Here is a 22,034-nt window from a genome sequence, read left to right as displayed (position 1 = left end):
TCTCATCGACATGGGACACCCGGCGTCGAAAGCCGGCAACCCGTCAGTTGCCGGCGGCCGCCGGAGCATTGCTCTCCCAGCCGTCGACCCACACCTGCCGCAGCCGGTCGCCCTCGCCCTTGAACCACAGGCCCGCCGGCCGACAATCCTCGATGCGGTCGCTGCGGAAATTGCGGATGGCCAGGCGCAGCTCGCACCAGGCGACGATGTTGGCGGTCTCGGCATAATAGATCAGCGCGACCGGGCGGATGACGCGTTCGGTCGCCCGTCCCGCCTCGTCGCGATAGGACAGAGCCAGTTTCTCCTCGTCGCGGATGGCGCGGCGGACCAGCGCAAGATCGACGGCGGAAGCGGAGGGTGCTGCAAAACCCCAGGCATGAAGGGCGTTGGCGTCGAGGGTCTGCCGCAAGGGCGGCGGCACCGCGCCGGCGATCTTGGCGCCGACGCGTTTTGCGGCCTGCTTAAGCTCGTCGTCGCCGGTGCGCTCGAGCAGCGCGAGCGACAGCACGATCGCCTCCATCTCCTCGATGGAAAACATCAGCGGCGGCAGGTCGAAGCCGGGGCGCAGGATGTAGCCGATGCCGCGTCCGCCCTCGATCGGCACACGCATGGCCTGCAGGGCGGCGATGTCGCGATAGACCGAGCGCACCGTCACCTCCAGCCGCTCGGCGATCGTCGCCGCCGTGACCGGTTTTCGGGCCAAACGCAGGATCTGGATGATCTCGAACAGGCGCGAAGCCTTGCGCATTTCCACACCCGATTGAAACGCAACTGACACATCCCCGTCAGTTGGAGTGACCTATAGGGCTGCCTACTCGGTTGAAAATCAACAGATTCCTTTGGGTGCTCGCAAGTGAGGCGACAGGCAACTGACATGAGCTATGGCGAAAACCTCTGGCTGTTCTTCGTGCTTCTGTTCGGCATCATTGCCGTTCCTGGCATGGATATGCTGTTCGTGCTGGCCAATGCGCTGACGGGCGGCAGCAATCGAGGCCTGGCCGCGACCGCCGGCATCATGCTCGGCGGCGCGGTGCATACGCTCAACGGCGCGATCGGCGTCGGCCTGCTCATGCATTTCGTGCCGATGCTGTTCACGCCGCTGCTGGTCGCCGGCGCCGCCTACATGGCCTATATCGGGATTTCGCTGATGCGCAGCTCGATCACCGTCGGTGACAACGGGCCCACGGGGAGCCGCTCCGCCTGGAAAGCGTTTCGGCAAGGCATGGTCACCTGCCTGATCAATCCGAAGGCCTATCTCTTCATCCTTGCCGTCTATCCGCAATTCCTGAAGCCGGCTTACGGTCCGATCTGGATGCAGGCAACCGTGATGGGATTGCTGACGGTTGCGACGCAGGCCGCGATCTATGGCGGGCTTGCCGTTACCGCCGGCCGCAGCCGGGGGCTGCTGGTCGACAATCCGCAAGCGACCATACTTGCCGGTCGCGCGGCAGGGCTGCTTCTGTTCACGGTATCGATATTTACTGCATGGGAAGGATTGAGGGCGGCGTGAGCCCAAAGGACCCACACCGCTTTCCTTCCAGCACCCCTCATCCGTCTCGACGCTTCGCGTCGATCCGCCGCCCGGGGTCGAGCCGCGGGTCTCGCCCCGTCCTTCCGACCCCACATGGGGAGAAGGAAGAGGCGTCACGCCGCGCCCTGGCGGCTGGCGAGCATCTCGCGCTTCACCGACCGGCGCCATTCGACGGCGCCGGCAAGACCGTGCAGCACCGTCTCGGTGGTCGCCCAGTCGATGCAGCCGTCGGTGATGCTCTGGCCGTAAGTGAGCGGCTTGCCTGGCACGACGTCCTGTCGTCCGGCGACGAGATTGCTCTCGATCATGACGCCGATGACGCGCTCGTCACCCGCGGCGACCTGGCCCGCCACGTCATGCGCGACCTTGGGCTGGTTCTCCGGCTTCTTGGCGCTGTTGGCGTGGCTGACATCGATCATCAGCCGGGGCGCGACGCCGATGCGGCCGAGCTCGACAGCGGCGGCGTCGACGCTCGCCGCATCATAGTTCGGCACGACGCCGCCGCGCAGGATGACATGGCAATCCTCATTGCCGGTGGTCGCCGCAATAGCGCTGCGGCCGTCCTTGGTCACCGCCATGAAATGATGCGGCTGGGCGGCCGACTTCACCGCCTCGCCGGCGATCCTGAGATTGCCGTCGGTGCCGTTCTTGAAGCCAACGGGGCAAGAGAGGCCCGACGCCAGCTCGCGATGGATCTGGCTTTCTGTCGTGCGCGCACCGATCGCACCCCAGGCGACGAGGTCGGCTATGTATTGCGGCGTGGTCATGTCGAGGAATTCGGTCGCTGCCGGCAGGCCGAGATTGTTGACGGCCGACAAAACGTTGCGCGCCATGCGCAAGCCCTTGTCGATGTTGAAGCTGCCGTCGAGATCGGGATCGTTGATGAGGCCCTTCCAGCCGACCGTGGTGCGCGGCTTCTCAAAATAGACGCGCATGACGATTTCGAGCCGGTCGGCCAGGGCCTCGCGCAGCGCCGCCAGACGGCTGGCGTAGTCCACGGCGGCAACCGGATCGTGGATGGAACAAGGGCCAACGATGACCACCAGTCGATCGTCGGCCCCCGTCAGGATGGAATGGATAGCGTTGCGCGAAGCGGCAACGGTGCGCGTCGCCGTGAGTGAGCGCGGTATCTCGCGCATCACCTCTTCCGGCGTGCTCAGTACCTTGAGTTCCTTGACCCGAAGGTCGTCTGTGGTGGTCAACACGGCTTTCTGCTCCTGGTTAGGAGACCTGCCGGCTTGAAACAAAAAAGCCGCCAGGTCTGGCGGCTTGTCGGATTTTTGATCTGCAATCTTCAGATCGAGCGCAATCCTCCCGCCGCCAGCGAGCTGTAATAAAAGTACCAAAACGAGGCGGTCAGGTGGATCATGCGGCTGATATAGTCGATGTAGAGGCGCTTGTCACGTCCCTGACGGCGGCTAATTCTGTATGGGCCGAACCCTCGCGATTTCGTCATCCCAGGGCGAAGCAGGAGCGCAGCTCCGTCGCGAAGACCCTGGGATCCATTCCGTGACACCGGCCGACGAGCGCAGCGGAGAAGAATTCTGGATCGCAGCGGCGCCTAGAAGTCGCGGCATGGATCCTCGGGTCTGCGCCGCGTCGCTTAGCTCCTTGCTCCGCCCGTGGATGACGAAGTGATGGGCGTCGCTGCTAGGCTCCCCTGCGCTTACTCCCCGATCACGCCGGCAATGTTCTGGTCGTAGTCGACCAGCGATCCCGTCATGACGCCGGCCTGCGGGCTGACCATATAGGTAATCAGCCGGGCAAGTTGCGCCGGCTTCACCAGCTGGCCCATCGGCTGCGCGGCCTCGGCCTTTTCCAGCCAGTCGTCGGGTGCGTCGTGCCATTTCTTCTGCACGATGTCCTCACCCTCTGTGTCCATCCAGCCGGGCAGCACGGCGTTGCAGCGGATGCGGTTCTTCCGGTAGGAGCTCGCGACATTCTTGGTCAGCGTCATCAGCGCGCCCTTGCTGGTCGAATAAGGCGTCAGGAAGGACTGGCCGGCATGCGCCGACATCGACAGCACGTTGACGATCGAGCCCGGCGCCTTGCGCTCCAGGAGATGCGCGACAAGACCCTGCATCAGGAAGAAAGGACCGCGCACATTGGTGTCGAAGATCTGGTCGAAAAGCTCTTCCGACGTCTCGACCAGCGAGCCGCGCGCCGAGGTGGCAGCGGCATTGACCAGCGCGTTAAGCGTGCCGAAATGGGCGATCGCGGTTGCTACCGCGCGCTTGCAGTCGGCGACCTTGGCGACATCGGCGCTGATGAAGATGGCGTCGACGCCGTTCTTCTTGAGTGCCGCGACCGCTTGGTCGCCCTTCTCCTGCGAGCGGCCGATCAGCGCCAGCGCGCGGCAGCCCTCGTCGGCCAAGGCCTCGGCAACGGCGAAGCCGATGCCCTGCGCGCCGCCGGTGACGATGGCGCGCGTTTGTGAATTGCGACCGGCCAAACCGTTCATCGCTGTGCTCCTGTGTTTTCGACTACCAATGGCTTTCGAGGTTCATTGAGGTTCCGATTGGTTTCTCGGTGCCTTGCCCCAACGTTGAGACCTCGGTCCAAGCATCCTCAACGTCGTCATCCTAGGGCGAAGCAGGAGCGAAGCGACGCGGCGAAGACCCTAGGATCCATGCCGTGACCCCGGCCGAACAACGCAGCGGAGCAGAATTCTGCACCGTTGGCACCACTCCGATGTAACGGAATGGATCCTCGGGTCTGCGCCGCGTCGCTTCGCTCCTTGCTCCGCCCGTGGATGACGACGTGATAAGCGTTGCGGCTAGTCGCCAAGCGTTCGAAACAGACAATCCGACCGTCATCGAAATACCTGCCTCATCGAGTCAATCAATACGGACGGTCTTGCCTGTCGTCGCCGATTTCAGCGCCGCGTCGGCGAGCTTCAGCGCGATAAGCCCGTCCTTGCCGCTTGGCGAAGCCTTCTTGCCGGCGGTTGCCGCGGCGATGAAGGAGGCGATCTCGTTGGCATAGGCGTCGATGTAACGGGTCATGAAGAAATCGTGCAGCGGCGGCCGGGTGTAGCCCTTTTCGTTGGCTAGCTCGATCGAGACCGGCCGCTGGTTCTCGGCCGCGACCATGCCCTTGGAACCATGCGCCTCGATGCGTTGGTCATAGCCATAGGTGGCGCGGCGCGAGTTGGAGATGACGGCCTGCTTGCCGGACGCGGTTTCGAGGATGACGCTGACGCTATCGAAATCGCCTGCTTCGCCGATCTTCTTGTCGACCAGCACCGAGGCGTGGGCGCTGACGGCGACCGGCTCCTCGCCGAGCAGGAAGCGCGCCATGTCGAAATCATGGATGGTCATGTCGCGGAAAATACCGCCGGAGCGGGCGATGTAATCGAGCGGCGGGGCGCCGGGATCGCGCGACGTGATGGTGACCATTTCGACCGTGCCGATGGCGCCGTCGTCGATCGCCTTGCGGACGGCGGCGAAATGCGGGTCGAAGCGACGGTTGAAGCCGACCATCAGCACAGCATTGGTCTTCTCGACCACGGCCAGGCATTTTTCGACGCGCTCGACGGAAAGATCGATCGGCTTTTCGCAGAAGATCGCCTTGCCGGCCTTGGCGAAGCGCTCGATCAGGTCGGCATGGGTGTCGGTCGGCGTGCAGATGATGACGGCATCGATGTCCTTGGCCTTCTCGATGGCATCGATCGTGCGCACTTCGGCGCCATAGGCGGAGGCCAGTTCAGTCGCCGCCTTCTCGAAGGCATCGGCCACGGCCACCAGCTTGGCCTGCGGGTTGGAGGCAACGGCGCGGGCATGCACCTTGCCGATACGGCCGGCGCCTAGGAGAGCGAAGCGGAGTGTCATGGGATGTCCTTCGAGGGTGGGTTTTATAGGCATGTCCGCGCCTGTCGGCGCGGACGATTGTTCGATCCAGTCGTGGCGCCCGTCAGGCGGCCTGCAATTCCGCCTGTCCGGTCTTGGCGCCGGTGATGTAGGCGACGATGTCGTTACCGTCGGTGTCCTGCTTGCGCAGATTGGCGACGATCTTGCCGCGGCGGAAGACGACGATGCGGTCGACCAGGTCGAACACCTGGCGCATGTTGTGGCTGACCAGGATCAGCGGCTCGCCGTTTTCCTTGAGCGTGCGGATGATGTTTTCGACCTGCGCCGTCTCCTGCACGCCGAGGGCTGCCGTCGGCTCGTCCATGATGATCAGCTTGGAGGCGAAGGTCGCCGTCCTGGCAATCGCCACGCACTGGCGCTGGCCGCCCGACATGTGGCGAATGGTGCTGGACAGATTGGGGATCTTCACCGCCGTGCGAACGAGCGCCGCCTCGGTCGCCTTGCGCATCGCCTTGCGGTCGAGGATCGAAAATGGGCCGAGGTTGAACAGCACCTTCTCGCGACCGAGGAACAGGTTCGACGGCACGTCGAGATCGTCGGCCAGAGCGAGGTTCTGGAACACGGTCTCGATACCCGCCTCGCGCGCCTCGATCGGGCCGGCGAAATTCACTTCCTTGCCGTCGAACCAGATCTTGCCCTCGGTGCGCTGCTCGACGCCGGTGATCTGTCGCACGAAGGTCGACTTGCCGGCGCCGTTGTCGCCCATGATGGCGACATGCTCGCCCTTGCGCAGCTCGAAATTCGCCTCCTGCAGCGCGTGCACGCCGCCATAATGCTTGGTGAGGTTTTCGGTCTTCAGAACGATGTCGGACATGCTCAAGCTCCTATCGCCCGGCGACGCTGGCGCCATTGATCGAGAACGACCGCGCCGACGATGATCACGCCCTTGACCATCTCCTGATAGTAGGCGTCGAGGCGCAGGAAGGTGAAGCCGGAAATGATGACGCCGAAGATCAGCGAGCCGATCACCGTGCCGATGATCGAGCCGCGGCCGCCCGACAGCGAAACGCCGCCGATAACCGCCATGGCGATGGCGTCGAGCTCGTACATGACGCCCATGCCGGCCTGGGCGGTGAGGTTCTTGGAGGACAACACCACGGCGGCGATCGCCGCCAAGATACCGGCGATGGCATAGACCAGCACCTTGTGGTTGGCGATCTTGATGCCGGACATGCGCGCGGCGTCTTCGTTCGAGCCGATGGCGTAGCAGTGCTTGCCGTATTTCGTGTAGGTCAGGATGAGCTGGAACAGGATCGCCAGCGAGATGAAGATGACGACCGGCATCAGGCCCTTGCCGATGGCCGCAAAGCTGTCGGTCGGGAACGAGATCGGCTGGCCCTTCGACCACCATTTGGCGATGCCGCGGGCGGTGACCATCATGCCGAGCGTGGCGATGAAAGGGGGAATGCGGGTGTAGGCGATCAACAGGCCGTTGACCAGGCCGGCGATCAGGCCGCAGCCGACCGCGACCAGCAGCGGCACGATGACCGGCAGGTCGGTCAGCCCATAGTCGATGAACATCGCCTTGGGATTGGGATTGCCGTTGACGGTGGCAACCTGCGCGAAACTCATGGCGACCATGGCGGTGGCGCCGACGATCGAGCCCGAGGACAGGTCGATGCCGCCACAGATGATGACCTGGGTGACGCCGATGGCGATGATGCCGACGATCGACACCTGCAGGATGATAATCTGCAGGCGCTGCTCGTTGAAGAGCCCGGAAACGTTCTCCCGGGTGTTGAAGAGGAAGCTGTCGCCGAGGAAGACGCGGCCGATCAGTTCGAAGGCGGCGACCAAGATGACCAGCGCCAGGAACACGTTGAACTCGGCAGGCCATGGACGCTTCTTGGCGTCATAACTCAATCCGCCAATGCCATGCGATGTCTGTGACACGTCTTCTTCCTCCGAATGACCGCACCCGTTCTCCCGCCCGGTCGGGCGGGAGAGGGACAGAGCGGCGCCGCTTCATCAGCAGCCGATTTCAGCCAGTCCGATGCGTCGCGGCGCCAACCCGCGGTTTGTCTTCACGCAATTCCATAGGGAAAACCGCAGCACGGCTTTCCCGGAATTGCGCCGGCGTGGCTCAGTTCTTCTTCAAGAACTTGTCGATGTTCGCCGGGGTGACGAGCTGGAACGGGATGTAGACCTTGTGTTCCACCTTTTCACCCTTGGCGAGCTTCAGCGCGGCGTCGAGCGCGCCGGCGCCCTGACCGGCCGCATCCTGGAAGACAGTCACGTCGAGATCGCCCGCCTGCATCGCGGCCAGCGCATCCTGGGTGGCGTCGACGCCGCCGACGACCACCGACTTCATGTCGATGTTGGCGGCCTTCATGGCCTGGATGGCGCCGATGGCGCTTTCGTCGTTGTTGGCAATGACGCCGTCGAACGCCTTGCCCGACGACAGCCAGTTGGTCATCAGGTTCTGCGCTTCGTCACGCTTCCAGTTCGAGGTCTGCTTGTCGATGATCTTGATGAAGCTGCAGTCCGGGGTGGCGATCACTTCCTCGATGTCCTTGGTGCGCTGCACCGCGGCCTGGTTCGAAAGCTCGCCCATGATCACATAGACATTGGCTTCTTTCTTGCCGGCTTCCTTGAACAGGCGGCAGGCTTCCTTGGTCTCGAGCGTGCCGGATTCGGCCTCGTTCGAGGCGACGAAGGCCTGGTTGTCGGGCAGCTTATCGACATTGACCGGTTCGCGGTTGACATAGACCAGCGGGATCTTGGCCGCGGCGGCCGCGTCCGACATCGCCTGGGTGGCCGAGGTGTCGACCGGGTTGACGATAATGGCGTCGACGCCTGAGGCGGCGAAGTTCTTGATCTGGTCGAGCTGCTTGGCGACGTCGTTCTGCGCGTCCTCGACCTGCAGCTCGACGCCGCTCATGCCCTTGGCCTGCGCGATCATGCCGTTGCGCAGCACGGTCAGGAAGTTGTCGTCGAAAAGAGCCATCGAAACGCCGATCTTGGCGGCGAAGGCGGATGAGCACATCAGCGCCGAAAGCGCGACGCCCAAAAGCAGTTTCTTCATTTTATTCTCCTCCACTTGGTGTCCGGCTGCACCCATTGAACCGGAATCCCCGGTTTGCCCGGGGAATCTCTCCCTGCGGCCACATGGCGTTACCAACGCGATGGAACGCCTCATCCTCCGTTCAAACAGACGCTCTCGGAACGAAAGAACCAAAAAGCCTAGCTAGTGAAATATTTATTCCATTTCGCTTGGCGACGTCAAGGGCGATTCCAACCGAGGCCGCCGGTTTTTCGATCGCGATCATCGAAACCTGCCCCGAACCCCGGGAACCGCCATGAAAGAATCCATCAGCCTGATGGGTTCTTTCACATCGATTCCATCGCTCCGGGGGTCAGTTCCCCGACACAGGGATTTTGAAAGGCTGCCGTTTGTCTTGGTGCAAGATTTTCCGTTCATTTCCGTGAAATCAGCGCAAACGCCGGAGATTGGTTGAAGCCGCCCCAACGTCGCCATTCTATGGCGGAGCAAGGAGCGAAGCGACGCGCGCAGACCATAGAATCCATGCCGTGACTTGGAAGCGCCGCCACAGTGCAGAATTTTGTTCCGTTGCACGCCTTGGCGAAGGTAACGGCATGGATTCTAGGGTCTTCGCGACGGAGCTTCGCTCCTGCTCCGCCCTAGAATGACGATCGCGATGGACGTTTCGGCCAATCTCCAACGCATGCCGCCTGCCAACGCAAACAAAGAGCCGAGCGGTCAAGATCCCCTTGCTGGAGATCTAGATGTTTTCCGGCAGATAGATGTCGAAGGGCAGGAAGGTCTGTCCCGGCGCATTGGCGGCGCCGCTTTCGATGGCATGGGCCATCAGCCCGACGAGCTCCCGGCAGAGCGCGGCAAGCGGCGTCGAGATCACCATGGTGAGGATGTTGTCGGCAAGTGCGGCGCGCGAGACGGCGTTGATCTCGTTGCAGATGACGACCGGCATCTCAACCGGGTTCGCCGTCCTCAGCGCCGAGACAGCACCTTCCATGCCGCCGCCGGCGACGTAGCAGCCGGCAAGATCGGGATGGCGCGCCAGAAGATCGAGCATGGCATCCTGCGTCACGTCATTGGCCTCGAGATTGACCAGCGTCTCCATCACGGTGAAGTCCGGCGCGTGCTCGCGGAAATAGGAGCGAAAGCCGATCTCGCGCAGCTCATGGCCGTGGAAGCGGTGGCTGCCGACGAAGAGCGCGACCTTGCCGGGCTTCCTGGCGGCCTTGGCGATCATCCATGCCGCGCTGCGCCCGACCTTGCGGTTGTCGAGACCGACGTAACCCTCGCGGATGCCGGCGGCAAAGTCGGACAGCAGCGAGAAGACCGGCTGCCCCCTCGCCTTCAGCGCCTCCACCACCGCCGTCAGCGTCGGATGATCCGGGCCGACGACGGCGATGGCTCTCGATTTGGCCGCCAGCTTGCGCATCTGGTCGGCAATCTCGTCGGGCGCCAGCGAAGCGGCGAAGTCGATCGCGGCAGTGCCGCGGAATCGTTGCGACTGCGCAACCGCCAGCTCGAGTTCGCTGGCGAAATCGCCATAGAAGACATCATTGCCCCTGAGCAGCAGGAAGCCGAGCCGATATTCCGGCAATTCCTGGCGCATGCGCTGCTTGATCAAGCCCGCCGCGTGGTAGCCGATCTCGGTGGCCGCCTCATAGACCCGGCGCGCCGTCTCCTCGCGCACCGGCAGGCGGCTGTTCAGCACTCTGTCGACGGTGGCGACACTGACGCCCGAAACGCGGGCGAGGTCGGTAATGGTCGGCCGCTTTGCCATGAATGCTCCATCGCTAATCCGAACGAATATATCTCATTCTGATAGAAAATGATAGAAACTATCTTTCTGATGTTGAGCCTATCATAGACTGGCGGTATGTTGAAGTGGAAGGCAGTGATGGACGAGCCTGGACTTATCTAAACCGCTCGCCAGATGCTGATGGAGGAACCTCAATGACGGCCATGACGTCTTGCGCGGCGTCGCCACGCGACTACAGCCTGATCGGCCGCGATGCAAAACGCGCCGTCGAGAGCGGACTGGCGGCGGCCGAATGGTACCATACCGAAATCCCGCGCAAGCAGATGAAGGAATTGATGCAGCGCTCGGACCAGCCGGCGATCCGCGACACCGTCATCTGGCTCGGCGCCATGGCGCTCAGCGGCGCGGCGGGCGCGCTGCTTTGGGGCAGCTGGTGGTGCGTGCCGTTCTTCTTCGTCTATGGTGTGCTCTACGGCTCCTCGACCGATTCCCGCTGGCACGAATGCGGCCACGGCACGGCCTTCCGCACGCAGTGGATGAACGACGCCGTCTACCAGATCGCCTGCTTCATGATCATGCGCAATCCGGTGACATGGCGCTGGAGCCACACGCGCCACCACACCGACACCATCATCGTCGGCCGCGATCCCGAAATCGCCGTCATGCGGCCGCCGGACCTGCTGCGCGTTGTGCTCAACTTCTTCGGCATCCTCGATGCCTGGCATGCGATGGCCGACATGCTGCGCAATGCCGCCGGCGTCGTCAGCGCCGCCGAAAAGACCTTCATTCCCGAGCAGGAACAGCCGAAGGCGATCCGTATCGCCCGCATCTGGACGGCGATCTATGCCGCCACGATCGCGCTGGCGCTCTATAGCGGCTCGTTCCTGCCGCTGATGCTGGTCGGCCTGCCCCGTCTCTATGGCGCCTGGCATCATGTGATGACCGGGCTGCTGCAGCATGGCGGACTGGCCGAGAACGTCACCGATCACCGTCTGAACAGCCGCACCGTCTACATGAATCCGATCAGCCGCTTCATCTACTGGAACATGAACTACCATGTGGAGCACCACATGTTCCCGATGGTGCCCTATCACGCGCTGCCGAAGCTGCACGAACTGATCAAGCACGACTTGCCGGCGCCGACGCCGTCGATCCTGGCCGGCTACCGAGAGATGATCCCGGCCTTCCTGCGCCAGCTGCGCAACGAGGACTATTTCATCAAGCGCGAGCTGCCGCCGACGGCGCGGCCCTATCGCGAGGAACTGCATAACGACATTCCGTTGGCTGCCGCCGCGGAATGATGCTCAAGACATTTTGCGGGAGGACGAGATGAACGACTGGGTCGAGGCCTGTGCGGCCGGAGACATCGATGAAGAGGACGTGATGCGGTTCGACCATGCCGGCCGTACCTTTGCCATCTACCGCAGCCCGGACGACGAATATTTCGCGACCGACGGCCTGTGCACGCATGAAAAGGTGCATCTGGCCGACGGGCTGGTGATGGACGACATCATCGAGTGCCCGAAGCACAATGGCCGCTTCAACTACAAGACCGGCGACGCGCGTGGCGCGCCGGTGTGCGTCAACCTCAAGACCTATCCGGTCAGGGTCGATGCCGGCAAAGTCCTTATTCAGATCGGGTGACGGCGATGACGGGAGGAATGGTGATCATCGGCGCCGGCGAATGCGGCGGCCGCGCCGCGCTTGCGCTGCGCGATCTCGGTTATGATGGGCCGGTGACGCTGGTCGGCGACGAGCCGCATCTGCCCTATGAGCGGCCGCCGCTGTCGAAGGAAGCCATGACCGGCGAGGCACCGGCCATCAAGGCGATCGCCACCGACGCGCTTTTCGCCGAACGCTCGATCCGTCACATCCATTCCGTCCGGGCCGTTGCGATCGACCGTGCCGCACGTGCCGTGCAGCTGTCGGACGGCTCTTGTCTTTCCTATGACAAGCTGCTGCTGGCGACCGGATCGGTGCCGCGCAAGCTGCCGATGCCGGGTCTCGGGTCGCGCTGCGTTTATCTGAGGACCTTCAACGACGCTTTAGCCATCCGCGCCCATCTCAGCGCCGGAAACCGCGTCGCCATCATCGGCGGCGGCTTCATCGGCCTCGAGCTTGCCGCGTCAGCGCGAAAGCTCGGCGCCGCGGTCACGGTCATCGAGGCGCAGCCGCGCATCCTGATGCGCGGCGTGCCGGCCGAGATCGCGGAGATCATCCACAAGGCGCATGAGGCCGAGGGCGTTTCGATCCGCACCGGCCAGGGCATCGCGGCGATTGCCGATGACGGCGCGGAGGTCGCCATCACGCTGGCCGACGGGCAGGAGATCGCCGCCGATCTCGCGGTGATCGGCATCGGCGCCGTGCCGGTGACGGCGCTTGCCGCCGAAGCGGGTCTGGCGATCGACAACGGCATCGCCGTCGACGAGCGTTTGCGCACCACCGACCCGGATATCTTCGCCGCCGGCGATTGCTGCTCGTTCCCGCTCGCCGTCTATGGCGGGCGGCGCGTGCGTCTCGAAGCCTGGCGCAACGCGCAGGAGCAGGGCGCCTTAGCCGCCAAGAACATGCTGGGCGCCGATGAGGCGCATGCCGCAGTGCCGTGGTTCTGGTCGGATCAGTATGGGCTTACCCTGCAAATCGCCGGGCTTTCGGACGAGGGCCGCTCGATCGTGCGGCGCGACCTCGACGACGGCGCCTTCGTCCTGTTCCATCTGGCCGAGGACGGCAGGCTGGTTGCCGCCAGCGGCATCGGCCCCGGCAATGCGGTGGCGCGCGACATCCGCTTGGCGGAGATGCTAATTGCGAAGCGGGCGACGCCAGCGGCGGAAGCTCTCGGCTCGCAAGCGGTCAAGCTGAAGTCGCTGCTGGCGGCGTAAGGATTCGGCTAGAGCGTTTCACCGTTTCACGGAAACGGCGAACCGCTCTATCTCTTTGTTTTGACGCAATTCCGGACGGAAAACCGCTCACACTTTTCCTGGAATTGCTCTAGAAAAGCGCCTTCAGCTCGTCGAGCTTGTCGTTGACCAGCCAGCCGTAATAGTTTTCCTCGGGCAGTTTTTCCGGTTCGCCGGCGGCGCGGCGCTTGTCGTTCTCGGCCTTCAGCGCATTGGCGCGCTGCTCGGGATTGCCGACATTGTAGAGGGTCGCGGTGATACCCGGATTGCGCGAGATGTCGAAGCCGGCAATGCTGCGATAGGCGTCGATCGACTTCTTGATCGTCGCGGCGACGTAAGGCAGCGTCAGGTCCGGGTCCATGATGGTCTTGTAGACCGCGTTGGGATCGCTGACGTCGAGCTTGGGCAGGCCCGAGACCTTGTGCACCAGGTCGCTCATCTGCAGCGCCGTCAGCGGATTGAGCTGGCCGAGACCGAAGGTCTGGCCGGCATAGTAAGGCTGGAAGAAGGTGGCGCCAAAGCGGTCGTTGGGGAAATCCTCGCCGCCGACGGTCTTGCCGCGGAACGAATGGTTCCAGACCTGCTCACGGCATTCCCAAAGATCGTAGCTGTCGTCCATGGCGGCGCATTTCTTGAATTCCGGCCGCTGGATGAAATCGCTGACGTCCTCGCCGTCATAGGCAAAGGTAAGCTTGCTCGACAAATAGGAGATCGCCTTGACGTAGTAGGTCTGCAGCCGGTCATAGGCGTCGACATTGTAGGTGTGCTCGCCGACGATGGCGCCGACGATATGCATGGGGTCAATGCCGTAGGCCGCCGCCGCCTTCCTGATCTTGGCGCGCAGGTCGGCGTCGTTCTGCAGCAGCGCGTAGACCTTGCGGTATTTGGCCTGGAAGGTGGTGTTGGTCGCCTGGGTGCGCCGGCTGGACGCGCCCGGAATATCCGGCTGCACGCTGTTGCGGTTGCCCGGCGGCACCATGGTGGCGGCATCGGCGATCGTCACCGCCGCCGCCAGTGCAAGACCAACAAAAAGAAACAGGTATTTCTTCATCCGCCGCCGCCTTGGTGCGGCTCGGCTATCGCCGATCCACCCCAACTATTTTGAATGAACGCAATTTCAGGCGGAAAACCGCTGGACACTTTTCCTGAAATTGCTTTCGGAATCGGCGGCAACCTAGGTAAAGCGCCCGGCAGAGTCGAGAGAAGGCTGCTGCCCGCCACCAAAAATGATCGCCGGATGCTTCCATTTGGCCACACCCGGAATCTGTCGGCCGGACAATTCGAGCCGGCGCTCAGGCCGGCCCGAACTCAAAAATCAGAGGATGAACCGCGACAGGTCGGTGTTGCGCGACAGGTCGCCGACATGCTTCTCGACATAGGCGGCGTCGATGGTGACGGCGGTGCCATTGCGGTCCGGCGCGTCGTAGGAGATCTCGTCCAGCACGCGCTCCATGACCGTCTGCAGGCGCCGCGCGCCGATATTCTCGACGCTGGCGTTGAGGTCGACGGCGATGCCGGCTAGCGAATCGATGGCGTCGTCAGTGAAGGTCAGCTCGACGCCTTCGGTCTTCATCAGCGCGATATACTGCTTGATCAGGCTCGCCTCCGTCTCGGTGAGGATGCGTACGAAATCAGACTTCTCCAGCGCGCGCAGCTCGACGCGGATCGGCAGGCGGCCCTGCAGTTCGGGCAGCAGGTCCGACGGCTTGGAGACGTGGAACGCACCCGAGGCGATGAACAGGATATGGTCGGTCTTGATCGGCCCGTATTTGGTCGCGACCGTCGTGCCTTCGACCAGCGGCAGCAGGTCGCGCTGCACGCCTTCGCGCGAAGGGCCGCCCGAAATGTCGCTCCTGGCCGCGATCTTGTCGATCTCGTCGAGGAAGACAATGCCGTCGTTTTCGGCCGATTCCAGCGCCCTGCGCACCACTTCGTCCTGATCGAGCAGCTTGTCGGACTCGTCGTTGACCAGCAGCGCATAGGAATCGCGCACCGTGGTCTTGCGGGTCTTGGTCTTGCGGCCGCCCATCGCCTTCGACAGCATGTCGTTGATGTTGAGCACGCCGACATTGGCGCCGGGCATGCCGGGAATCTCGAAGCCGGGCATGCCGCCGGTGCCGGTGTCGGCCACCTCGATCTCGATCTCCTTGTCGTCGAGCTCGCCCTCGCGCAGCTTCTTGCGGAAGCTGTCGCGCGTCGCCGGGCTCGCTGTCTTGCCGACGAGGGCTTCAAGCACGCGTTCCTCGGCGTTGACCTGGGCGCGCGCGTTGACGTCCTCGCGCATCTTCTCGCGCGCCAGGCCGATGGCGACCTCGACGAGGTCGCGCACGATCTGCTCGACATCGCGGCCTACATAGCCGACCTCGGTGAACTTGGTCGCCTCGACCTTGACGAAAGGAGCACCGGCGAGCCGCGCCAGGCGGCGCGAGATCTCGGTCTTGCCGACGCCGGTCGGGCCGATCATCAGGATGTTCTTCGGCATCACCTCTTCGCGCATCTGGCCTTCCAGCCGCTGGCGGCGCCAGCGGTTGCGCAAGGCAATCGCCACGGCGCGCTTGGCGTCCTTCTGGCCGATGATGAAGCGGTCGAGTTCCGAAACGATTTCGCGGGGAGAAAAGGTGCTCATAAGACTCAAATTCCACTTTGCCACTGCTTGATGGACTCGAACGGATGCAGCAGCATGATCACGTTGAGCGTCAGATTGTCCCGGATAATGTAGCCCGTGCCGAACTCGAAGATGAGCGCCAGGGCGACGATCACCCATATAGGTAGCTTTCGCGCCATCACAAATCCCAGCGCCATGAACAGCGTGTCGGACACCGAGTTGATGATCGAGTCGCCGTAATAGTTGAGCGAGATGGTGCCGGCGCGGTAGCGGTCGATGATGAAGGGGCTGTTTTCCAGAAGCTCCCAACCGCCTTCGATGAGGACCGCGAAGGCCAGCCTCAGTCCGATCGGCGAACGCGGAAAGAGGAACCTCGCCAGCGCATAGAACAGGAAGCCGTGGATGACGTGCGAGAAGGTGTACCAGTCGGCGATGTGCTGGGAATTCTCCGAGCTGTTGACCACGCCGTGCCAGAGCTTGACGTAACCGCAGGTGCAGATCGGCGGATGGCCCATGCCGTACAGGGCGCCCGCCTGGAAGATGACCAAGGCGAGCACAAGCAGCAGGCCCATGCGCCAGCTGTCTTCATAGGCGGAAAGCGTCTTGTCCTCTCCGGATGCGGTCATGGCCTCAGTCCCCCAGATTTTCGTCGTCTTCGGCCGCATCGGCGGCCATCAGCACGACATCCCCATATTGCGAATGCCTGCGGCCGATCGGCCTGAAGCCGGCCTTCTCATAGGCGCGGATGGCGCGGCCATTGCCGGGATGCGGATCGATGATGACGCGCGGCGCGCCTTCCTCGAAAAGCTCCTCGGCGAACTGGCGCAGGATGGCCGAGCCATGACCGACACCGACCAGCTCCGGCGGGCCGATCGACAGATCGACGCCCAGCGTGCCGAACGGCTGGTCGGCATAGGGATGGTCGTCCTCCATATGCGGATCGTAGCTTTGCAGGTAGGCGATCGGCCTGCCGTCGAGCTCGACGATCAGCGGCTCGACCGAGACCGAATCGATATGCTCGCGGATTTCGGCGATTTCCTTGTCCGGATCGTCCCACCATGCGGCGACATGCGGCTCTCTGAGCCAGCCGGCGATCATCGGCAGGTCCTTTAGCGTGACCGGCCGAAAATCGTAGTTATTTCCTTGGTTGGCCATGATCTTTTCCAAAAAACCGGGTCCCACTTTTTGGGATCATGGCCAGATGTTCAGGCGGCATCGAGCGTTTCGACGACGAAGTTGTTGTTGGTGTAGACGCAGATGTCGGACGCGATCTGCATGGCCTTGCGGGCGATCTCCTCGGCGTCCTTTTCGGTGTCGATCAGCGCGCGCGCCGCGGCCAGCGCGTAATTGCCGCCGGAGCCGATGGCCATGACGCCATGTTCGGGCTCGAGCACGTCGCCATTGCCGGTCAGCGCCAGCGACACCGACTTGTCGGCGACCAGCATCATGGCTTCCAGGCGGCGCAGATAGCGGTCGGTGCGCCAGTCCTTGGCGAGTTCGACGCAGGCGCGCGTCAGCTGGTCCGGATATTGCTCGAGCTTGGCTTCGAGCCGCTCCAGCAGGGTGAAGGCATCGGCCGTGGCGCCGGCGAAGCCGGCGATGACGCTGCCGTCCTTGCCGATGCGGCGCACCTTGCGGGCGTTGCCCTTCATGATGGTCTGGCCAAGGCTGACCTGGCCGTCGCCGGCGATCACAACCTTGTTGCCCTTACGCACGCTGATGATGGTCGTGGCGTGCATGGTGAGTTCATTCGACATTTTAGCTCCGATTCGCGCTATCCCTCTTGAAGGCGATTGGCGCGGTACGAGTGAGTTGGATCGGCCATATGTATGCATGAGGCTAACGATTGCAAACCGCCCCAAACCAAGCCCGATAGCCACCGGAATGGCAACTGGCAATCGCCCGATCATGCTGATAGAAGGCTTTCGTTTTCAAGCCCGAAGCCTCCGAGCGGGGCAACAAGGACAGAACGATGACGCGTTCCGCCGAAGTCAGCCGCAAGACCAGGGAAACCGACATTTCGGTTTCGGTCCATGTCGATGGCAAGGGCAAAGCCGACATTTCGACCGGCGTCGGCTTCTTCGACCATATGCTCGACCAGCTGTCGCGGCATTCGCTGATCGACATGACGATCAAGGCCAAGGGCGACCTGCATATCGACGACCACCACACGGTCGAGGACACCGGCATCGCCATCGGCCAGGCATTGAGCAAGGCGCTGGGCGAGCGGCGCGGCATCATGCGCTATGCCTCGATCGACCTCGCCATGGACGAGACGCTGACCAGGGCGGCGATCGACGTCTCCGGCCGGCCCTTTCTGGTCTGGAACGTCGCCTTCTCGTCGCCGAAGATCGGCACGTTCGACACCGAACTGGTGCGCGAGTTCTTCCAGGCGCTGGCGCAGAATGCCGGCATCACGCTGCATGTGACCAACCATTACGGCGCCAACAACCATCATATCGCCGAAACCTGCTTCAAGGCGGTGGCGCGGGCGTTGCGCGCGGCGCTGGAGCCCGATCCGCGCCAGCCTGACGCGGTGCCTTCCACCAAGGGATCCCTGAAAGGATAGCCCTATGGCGACCTATGTCGTGATGGAGCCGCCGGCAGGCAACAAAGCCGAGGACGTACGTTTCGTGCGCGACAGCTTCACCTGGCTGGGTTTCCTGGTCGCTCCGCTCTGGCTCGCGTGGCACCGGCTGTGGATCGAGGCGGTATCGGCCTTCGTCGTCATGGCGATCCTGTCGGTGCTCGGTGAGAGCCTCGGGCTTCAATGGGCCGGATCGATGCTGTCGCTGCTGGTCTCGCTCTATATTGGGTTCGAAGGCCAGGGCCTGCGCATCGCGGCGCTGCGCCGACGCGGCTGGCGCCAATGGGGCGTGGTCGAGGCCGGCAATCTTGGCGATGCCGAGATTCGCCATGCGCTGGAGGTCGACGAAGACGACGACCAGCCGGCTCCCCTGCAGCGCATCGTGCCGGACGCGTCGCTGGCACGTCAGCCGCAGACCGGCATGGCGCTGGGGCTGACCCATACGCCTGGAAGGCCCTGACATGCGGGTAGCGATTATCGACTACGGTTCGGGCAATCTGCGCTCGGCCACCAAGGCCTTCGAGCGCGCCGCGCATGAGGCGGGCCTTGCCGCGAGGATCGAGCTTACGGCCGACGCCGAACGTGTGCGCAACGCCGACCGCATCGTGCTGCCGGGCGTCGGCGCCTATGCCGATTGCGCCGCCGGACTGCACGGGGTGGCCGGCATGTGGGAGGCGGTGGAGGAAGTCGCCATTGCCAAGGGGCGGCCTTTCCTCGGCATCTGCGTCGGCATGCAGCTGATGTCGGAACGCGGTCTCGAAAAGACCGTCACCAAGGGCCTCGGCTGGATCGCCGGCGACGTCAAGGAGATCCAGCCCTCCGATCCGGCGCTGAAGATCCCGCAGATCGGCTGGAACACGATCGAGCTCGCGCGCAAGCACCCGCTGTTTTCCGGCATCGAGACCGGCCCGAAGGGGCTGCACGCCTATTTCGTCCATTCCTACCATCTGGAAGCGAAGAACCCTGCCGAGATCGTGGCGACAGCCGACTATGGCGGCGCGGTGACGGCCGCGGTGGCCCGCGACAACCTCGCCGGCACCCAGTTCCATCCCGAAAAGAGCCAGGCGCTCGGCCTGGCGGTGATCACCAATTTCCTGAAATGGAGGCCCTGAGAGATGAGCAAGAAGGGCTATTGGATGGCGATGATCGATGTCCGCGATCCGGACCTCTACAAGCAGTACATCGAAGCGAATGCCGCCGCCTTCGCGAAATACGGCGCAAAGTTCCCGGTCCGGGCAGGTCGTTACGACAATCCGGAAGGGCCGACCGGCAACCGTCACGTGCTGGTCGAGTTCGAATCCTACGACAAGGCGATCGAATGCTATCATTCGCCTGAATATCAGCATGCCTCGAAATTCCGGCTCGCCGCTTCGACCGGCCATTTCGTCATCGTCGAGGGCGCCTGATCGTGATCCTGTTTCCGGCAATAGACCTCAAGGACGGCCAATGCGTGCGCCTGAAACACGGCGACATGGCCACCGCCACCATCTACAACGACGACCCTGCCGCGCAGGCCAAGGCCTTCGAGGAGCAGGGCTTTGAATGGCTGCACGTCGTCGACCTCAACGGCGCCTTCCAAGGCCAGAGCGTCAACAGCGCCGCGGTCGGCGCCATCCTCAAGGCGACGAAGAACCCGGTGCAGCTCGGCGGCGGCATCCGCACCCTGCCGCAGATCGAGGACTGGCTGGATCGCGGCCTGGCCCGCGTCATCCTGGGCACGGTCGCGGTGCGCGAGCCGGATCTGGTCAAGGAAGCCTGCAAGGCCTTCCCGGGCAAGGTCGCTGTCGGCATCGACGCCAAGGGCGGCAAGGTCGCGGTCGAAGGCTGGGCCGAGGCCTCCGAGCTCGGCGTCATCGAGCTGGCCAAGAAATTCGAAGGCGCAGGCGTGGCCGCCATCATCTATACCGATATCGACCGCGACGGCGTGCTTTCCGGCATCAACTGGGATTCGACGATCAGCCTCGCCGAGGCGGTGTCCATTCCTGTGATCGCATCCGGCGGCCTCGCTTCGATCGCCGACATCGTGCGCATGACCATGCCCGATGCGAAGAAGCTCGAAGGCGCGATCTCGGGCCGCGCCCTATATGACGGACGTATCGAGCCGGCCGAGGCGCTGGCCATCCTGCGCGGCGAGGGGGCGGAGGCAAGACCGTGAACATTTCGATCATCCTAGCATCCTATGACAGCGGCCATTTCCACGGCGGCTGCGGCCAGGGCCCGGACGCGCTGATCTCGGGCGGGCTGGCCGAGGCGCTGAATCTCGCCGGTCACGACGTCGAAGTGCATGACATCGGCAAGGTGGTCGAGGATGAAGAAGAGCGCGAGATCGGCACCGGATTTGCCGTCTGCAACGCCGTTTCGGGTCAGGTCCGCATCGCGCTCGACAAAAAGCGGTTTCCGATCGTGCTTGCCGGCAACTGCCTGACCAGCGCGGGTGCGGTGGCAGGTGCCGGCGCCGATGGCATCATCTGGGCCGACCAGCATGGCGACCTCAACACGCCTGAGACCTCCACCTCCGGCTTCCTTGACGGCATGGCGCTGGCCACCGTGCTCGGTCTTTGCTGGCGGCCGATGGCGAACCAGATCCCCGGCTTCAAGCCGGTCGATCCGTCGCGCTGCGTTTTGGTCAATGCGCGCGACCTCGACAGCGCGGAAAAAGAGCTGTTGGCAAAGCTGCCGATCATCCGGACCGAGTGTCCGGACTGGAAGAGCGCGGCGCAGAGACTGAAAGCCGACGGCGCAAGGCGTGTCCACATGCATGTCGACCTCGACGTGCACGACCCGGAGAAGCTGCAGGCCAACCGCTATACCACGCCAGGCGGCCCGGCCCCCGAACAGGTGCGCACCGCGATGTGCGGTCTCGCCGGCCCGCTCAGCATCGCCGGGCTGACCATTTCCGCCTACGATCCGGCCTTCGACCCCAAGGGCGACGTGCCGCCGGTGGTCGGCGAGCTCGTGGTCGACCTGCTCTCGACCCTGGAAGGCAAGTGATGCTGAAGGCGCGCGTCATCCCCTGCCTCGACGTCAAGAACGGCCGCGTTGTCAAGGGCGTCAATTTCGTCGACCTCATCGATGCCGGCGACCCGGTCGAAGCCGCCAAGGCTTATGATGCCGCGGGCGCCGACGAGCTCTGCTTCCTCGACATCACCGCATCGTCGGACAATCGCGAGACGATCTTCGACGTCGTCGCCAGGACGGCCGAGCAATGCTTCATGCCGCTCACCGTCGGCGGCGGCGTGCGCCAGGTGGCCGACATCCGCAAGCTGCTTCTGGCCGGCGCCGACAAGGTGTCGATCAACACGGCGGCGGTGAAGAACCCGGATTTCGTCGCGGAAGCCGCCGACAAGTTCGGCAACCAGTGCATCGTCGTTGCCATCGACGCCAAGAAGGTGTCGGTGGCCGGCGAGGCCGACCGCTGGGAGATATTCACCCATGGCGGGCGCGAGAAGACAGGCATCGACGCGGTCGAATTCGCCAGACGCATGGTCGAGCGCGGCGCCGGCGAGATCCTTTTGACCTCGATGGACCGCGACGGCACCAAGGCGGGCTACGACATCGCGCTGACCAGCGCGGTTGCCGATGCGGTGCGCGTGCCGGTGATCGCTTCGGGCGGTGTCGGAACGCTCGATCACCTGGTCGAAGGCATCCGCGACGGCCATGCCGGCGCTGTGCTTGCCGCCTCGATCTTCCATTTCGGCACCTACACGATCGCCGAGGCGAAAGCGCATATGGCCAAGGCCGGCCTGCCGATGCGGCTGGACTCGACGGCTTCTGAGGCTTAAACGGCTGTT

25 protein-coding genes are annotated in these 22,034 nt (G+C 63.6%); 12 read left to right on the top strand and 13 right to left on the bottom strand.

Going from position 1 to position 22,034, the window contains the following annotated elements; translation table 11 throughout:
• Positions 1–43: 43 nt before the first annotated feature.
• Positions 44–748, bottom strand: a complete 705-nt coding sequence (locus RFM98_RS24650) for a helix-turn-helix transcriptional regulator (RefSeq protein ID WP_320311228.1) — start codon at positions 746–748, stop codon at positions 44–46.
• A 126-nt stretch (positions 749–874) separates the two neighbouring features.
• Here RFM98_RS24650 and RFM98_RS24645 point away from each other — a divergent pair, with 126 nt between their 5' ends.
• Entirely contained in the window at positions 875–1,510 is a 636-nt protein-coding gene (locus tag RFM98_RS24645; protein WP_320311227.1) for a LysE family translocator, read from the top strand.
• A gap of 134 nt (positions 1,511–1,644) precedes the next feature.
• On the opposite strand, the gene RFM98_RS24640 is transcribed toward RFM98_RS24645, so the two are convergent.
• The 6 genes from RFM98_RS24640 to RFM98_RS24615 all read right to left on the bottom strand — a co-directional run bounded on the left by RFM98_RS24640 (position 1,645) and on the right by RFM98_RS24615 (position 8,425).
• On the bottom strand, positions 1,645–2,736 hold the full coding sequence (locus RFM98_RS24640; RefSeq protein ID WP_320311226.1) for a 3-deoxy-7-phosphoheptulonate synthase: 1,092 nt from the start codon (positions 2,734–2,736) through the stop codon (positions 1,645–1,647).
• A 461-nt stretch (positions 2,737–3,197) separates the two neighbouring features.
• On the bottom strand, positions 3,198–3,992 hold the full coding sequence (locus tag RFM98_RS24635; RefSeq protein WP_320311225.1) for an SDR family oxidoreductase: 795 nt from the start codon (positions 3,990–3,992) through the stop codon (positions 3,198–3,200).
• A gap of 376 nt (positions 3,993–4,368) precedes the next feature.
• On the bottom strand, positions 4,369–5,361 hold the full coding sequence (iolG, locus tag RFM98_RS24630; RefSeq protein ID WP_320311224.1) for an inositol 2-dehydrogenase: 993 nt from the start codon (positions 5,359–5,361) through the stop codon (positions 4,369–4,371).
• Positions 5,362–5,443: 82 nt separating this feature from the next.
• Positions 5,444–6,214 carry an ATP-binding cassette domain-containing protein gene (locus RFM98_RS24625; protein WP_320214887.1) on the bottom strand — a complete coding sequence of 257 codons (771 nt, stop codon included), beginning with the start codon at positions 6,212–6,214 and terminating at the stop codon, positions 5,444–5,446.
• A gap of 2 nt (positions 6,215–6,216) precedes the next feature.
• Positions 6,217–7,293, bottom strand: coding sequence for an ABC transporter permease (locus RFM98_RS24620; RefSeq protein WP_320311223.1), 1,077 nt, complete (start codon positions 7,291–7,293; stop codon positions 6,217–6,219).
• Between the two features lie 190 nt (positions 7,294–7,483).
• On the bottom strand, positions 7,484–8,425 hold the full coding sequence (locus RFM98_RS24615; protein ID WP_320311222.1) for a sugar ABC transporter substrate-binding protein: 942 nt from the start codon (positions 8,423–8,425) through the stop codon (positions 7,484–7,486).
• Between the two features lie 274 nt (positions 8,426–8,699).
• On the opposite strand from RFM98_RS24615, the gene RFM98_RS24610 reads away from it, so the two are divergent.
• The gene (locus tag RFM98_RS24610) at positions 8,700–8,858 is read left to right on the top strand and encodes a hypothetical protein (RefSeq protein WP_320311221.1); all 159 of its coding nucleotides are present in this window, start codon (positions 8,700–8,702) and stop codon (positions 8,856–8,858) included.
• 285 nt (positions 8,859–9,143) lie between these two features.
• On the opposite strand, the gene RFM98_RS24605 is transcribed toward RFM98_RS24610, so the two are convergent.
• Positions 9,144–10,175, bottom strand: coding sequence for a LacI family DNA-binding transcriptional regulator (locus tag RFM98_RS24605; protein WP_320311220.1), 1,032 nt, complete (start codon positions 10,173–10,175; stop codon positions 9,144–9,146).
• A gap of 173 nt (positions 10,176–10,348) precedes the next feature.
• On the opposite strand from RFM98_RS24605, the gene RFM98_RS24600 reads away from it, so the two are divergent.
• The 3 genes from RFM98_RS24600 to RFM98_RS24590 are packed head-to-tail and all read left to right on the top strand — an operon-like array spanning position 10,349 to position 13,033.
• On the top strand, positions 10,349–11,455 hold the full coding sequence (locus tag RFM98_RS24600) for a fatty acid desaturase family protein (protein WP_430682345.1): 1,107 nt from the start codon (positions 10,349–10,351) through the stop codon (positions 11,453–11,455).
• A 28-nt stretch (positions 11,456–11,483) separates the two neighbouring features.
• Entirely contained in the window at positions 11,484–11,798 is a 315-nt protein-coding gene (locus RFM98_RS24595; protein ID WP_320214884.1) for a MocE family 2Fe-2S type ferredoxin, read from the top strand.
• Positions 11,799–11,803: 5 nt separating this feature from the next.
• The gene (locus RFM98_RS24590; protein ID WP_320311219.1) at positions 11,804–13,033 is read left to right on the top strand and encodes an NAD(P)/FAD-dependent oxidoreductase; all 1,230 of its coding nucleotides are present in this window, start codon (positions 11,804–11,806) and stop codon (positions 13,031–13,033) included.
• Between the two features lie 109 nt (positions 13,034–13,142).
• On the opposite strand, the gene RFM98_RS24585 is transcribed toward RFM98_RS24590, so the two are convergent.
• From RFM98_RS24585 to hslV, 5 genes are all read right to left on the bottom strand, one after another.
• Positions 13,143–14,102 (bottom strand): DUF1402 family protein, encoded by a 960-nt coding sequence (locus tag RFM98_RS24585; protein ID WP_320311218.1) that lies wholly within the window; start codon positions 14,100–14,102, stop codon positions 13,143–13,145.
• 264 nt (positions 14,103–14,366) lie between these two features.
• On the bottom strand, positions 14,367–15,677 hold the full coding sequence (hslU, locus tag RFM98_RS24580; protein WP_320311217.1) for an ATP-dependent protease ATPase subunit HslU: 1,311 nt from the start codon (positions 15,675–15,677) through the stop codon (positions 14,367–14,369).
• Between the two features lie 5 nt (positions 15,678–15,682).
• The gene (locus RFM98_RS24575) at positions 15,683–16,282 is read right to left on the bottom strand and encodes a DUF2585 domain-containing protein (RefSeq protein ID WP_320311216.1); all 600 of its coding nucleotides are present in this window, start codon (positions 16,280–16,282) and stop codon (positions 15,683–15,685) included.
• 4 nt (positions 16,283–16,286) lie between these two features.
• Positions 16,287–16,811 (bottom strand): GNAT family N-acetyltransferase, encoded by a 525-nt coding sequence (locus tag RFM98_RS24570; RefSeq protein ID WP_320311215.1) that lies wholly within the window; start codon positions 16,809–16,811, stop codon positions 16,287–16,289.
• A gap of 50 nt (positions 16,812–16,861) precedes the next feature.
• Complete coding sequence (hslV, locus tag RFM98_RS24565; RefSeq protein WP_320311214.1) at positions 16,862–17,413, bottom strand: ATP-dependent protease subunit HslV; 552 nt, start codon at positions 17,411–17,413, stop codon at positions 16,862–16,864.
• Between the two features lie 215 nt (positions 17,414–17,628).
• On the opposite strand from hslV, the gene hisB reads away from it, so the two are divergent.
• From hisB to hisF, 7 genes are read left to right on the top strand one after another with little or no spacing between them, the layout of a single operon-like run.
• A complete protein-coding gene (gene hisB / locus RFM98_RS24560) occupies positions 17,629–18,225 on the top strand; it encodes an imidazoleglycerol-phosphate dehydratase HisB (RefSeq protein WP_320214878.1) in 597 nt (198 codons plus the stop codon).
• Between the two features lie 4 nt (positions 18,226–18,229).
• Positions 18,230–18,703, top strand: coding sequence for a DUF2628 domain-containing protein (locus RFM98_RS24555; protein WP_320311213.1), 474 nt, complete (start codon positions 18,230–18,232; stop codon positions 18,701–18,703).
• A 1-nt stretch (position 18,704) separates the two neighbouring features.
• Positions 18,705–19,355, top strand: a complete 651-nt coding sequence (hisH, locus tag RFM98_RS24550) for an imidazole glycerol phosphate synthase subunit HisH (RefSeq protein ID WP_320311212.1) — start codon at positions 18,705–18,707, stop codon at positions 19,353–19,355.
• A gap of 3 nt (positions 19,356–19,358) precedes the next feature.
• Positions 19,359–19,649 carry a DUF1330 domain-containing protein gene (locus RFM98_RS24545; protein ID WP_320311211.1) on the top strand — a complete coding sequence of 97 codons (291 nt, stop codon included), beginning with the start codon at positions 19,359–19,361 and terminating at the stop codon, positions 19,647–19,649.
• Between the two features lie 2 nt (positions 19,650–19,651).
• Positions 19,652–20,398 (top strand): 1-(5-phosphoribosyl)-5-[(5-phosphoribosylamino)methylideneamino]imidazole-4-carboxamide isomerase, encoded by a 747-nt coding sequence (gene hisA / locus RFM98_RS24540; protein ID WP_320214874.1) that lies wholly within the window; start codon positions 19,652–19,654, stop codon positions 20,396–20,398.
• Positions 20,395–21,234: an arginase family protein gene (locus RFM98_RS24535; RefSeq protein WP_320311210.1), complete on the top strand. Its 840-nt coding sequence runs from the start codon at positions 20,395–20,397 to the stop codon at positions 21,232–21,234. The genes hisA and RFM98_RS24535 overlap by 4 nt, the downstream gene beginning before the upstream one ends.
• A complete protein-coding gene (gene hisF / locus RFM98_RS24530; protein WP_320311209.1) occupies positions 21,231–22,025 on the top strand; it encodes an imidazole glycerol phosphate synthase subunit HisF in 795 nt (264 codons plus the stop codon). Before RFM98_RS24535 ends, hisF begins: the two co-directional genes overlap by 4 nt.
• Positions 22,026–22,034 lie beyond the last annotated feature (9 nt).

This window comes from Mesorhizobium australafricanum, from assembly GCF_033977265.1.
Taxonomy (GTDB): Bacteria; Pseudomonadota; Alphaproteobacteria; order Rhizobiales; family Rhizobiaceae; genus Mesorhizobium; species Mesorhizobium australafricanum.
This window is presented reverse-complemented; position numbering and strand designations above follow the sequence as displayed.

Bases quoted from the DNA above. Each gene is read 5' to 3' on its own strand.
- RFM98_RS24650 (WP_320311228.1), bottom strand. From the start codon at position 748: ATGCGCAAGGCTTCGCGCCTGTTCGAGATCATCCAGATCCTGCGTTTG.
- RFM98_RS24645 (WP_320311227.1), top strand. From the start codon at position 875: ATGAGCTATGGCGAAAACCTCTGGCTGTTCTTCGTGCTTCTGTTCGGC.
- RFM98_RS24635 (WP_320311225.1), bottom strand. From the start codon at position 3,992: ATGAACGGTTTGGCCGGTCGCAATTCACAAACGCGCGCCATCGTCACC.
- iolG (WP_320311224.1), bottom strand. From the start codon at position 5,361: ATGACACTCCGCTTCGCTCTCCTAGGCGCCGGCCGTATCGGCAAGGTG.
- RFM98_RS24625 (WP_320214887.1), bottom strand. From the start codon at position 6,214: ATGTCCGACATCGTTCTGAAGACCGAAAACCTCACCAAGCATTATGGC.
- RFM98_RS24615 (WP_320311222.1), bottom strand. From the start codon at position 8,425: ATGAAGAAACTGCTTTTGGGCGTCGCGCTTTCGGCGCTGATGTGCTCA.
- RFM98_RS24610 (WP_320311221.1), top strand. From the start codon at position 8,700: ATGAAAGAATCCATCAGCCTGATGGGTTCTTTCACATCGATTCCATCG.
- RFM98_RS24605 (WP_320311220.1), bottom strand. From the start codon at position 10,175: ATGGCAAAGCGGCCGACCATTACCGACCTCGCCCGCGTTTCGGGCGTC.
- RFM98_RS24600 (WP_430682345.1), top strand. From the start codon at position 10,349: ATGACGGCCATGACGTCTTGCGCGGCGTCGCCACGCGACTACAGCCTG.
- RFM98_RS24595 (WP_320214884.1), top strand. From the start codon at position 11,484: ATGAACGACTGGGTCGAGGCCTGTGCGGCCGGAGACATCGATGAAGAG.
- RFM98_RS24590 (WP_320311219.1), top strand. From the start codon at position 11,804: ATGACGGGAGGAATGGTGATCATCGGCGCCGGCGAATGCGGCGGCCGC.
- RFM98_RS24585 (WP_320311218.1), bottom strand. From the start codon at position 14,102: ATGAAGAAATACCTGTTTCTTTTTGTTGGTCTTGCACTGGCGGCGGCG.
- hslU (WP_320311217.1), bottom strand. From the start codon at position 15,677: ATGAGCACCTTTTCTCCCCGCGAAATCGTTTCGGAACTCGACCGCTTC.
- RFM98_RS24575 (WP_320311216.1), bottom strand. From the start codon at position 16,282: ATGACCGCATCCGGAGAGGACAAGACGCTTTCCGCCTATGAAGACAGC.
- RFM98_RS24570 (WP_320311215.1), bottom strand. From the start codon at position 16,811: ATGGCCAACCAAGGAAATAACTACGATTTTCGGCCGGTCACGCTAAAG.
- hslV (WP_320311214.1), bottom strand. From the start codon at position 17,413: ATGTCGAATGAACTCACCATGCACGCCACGACCATCATCAGCGTGCGT.
- hisB (WP_320214878.1), top strand. From the start codon at position 17,629: ATGACGCGTTCCGCCGAAGTCAGCCGCAAGACCAGGGAAACCGACATT.
- RFM98_RS24555 (WP_320311213.1), top strand. From the start codon at position 18,230: ATGGCGACCTATGTCGTGATGGAGCCGCCGGCAGGCAACAAAGCCGAG.
- hisH (WP_320311212.1), top strand. From the start codon at position 18,705: ATGCGGGTAGCGATTATCGACTACGGTTCGGGCAATCTGCGCTCGGCC.
- RFM98_RS24545 (WP_320311211.1), top strand. From the start codon at position 19,359: ATGAGCAAGAAGGGCTATTGGATGGCGATGATCGATGTCCGCGATCCG.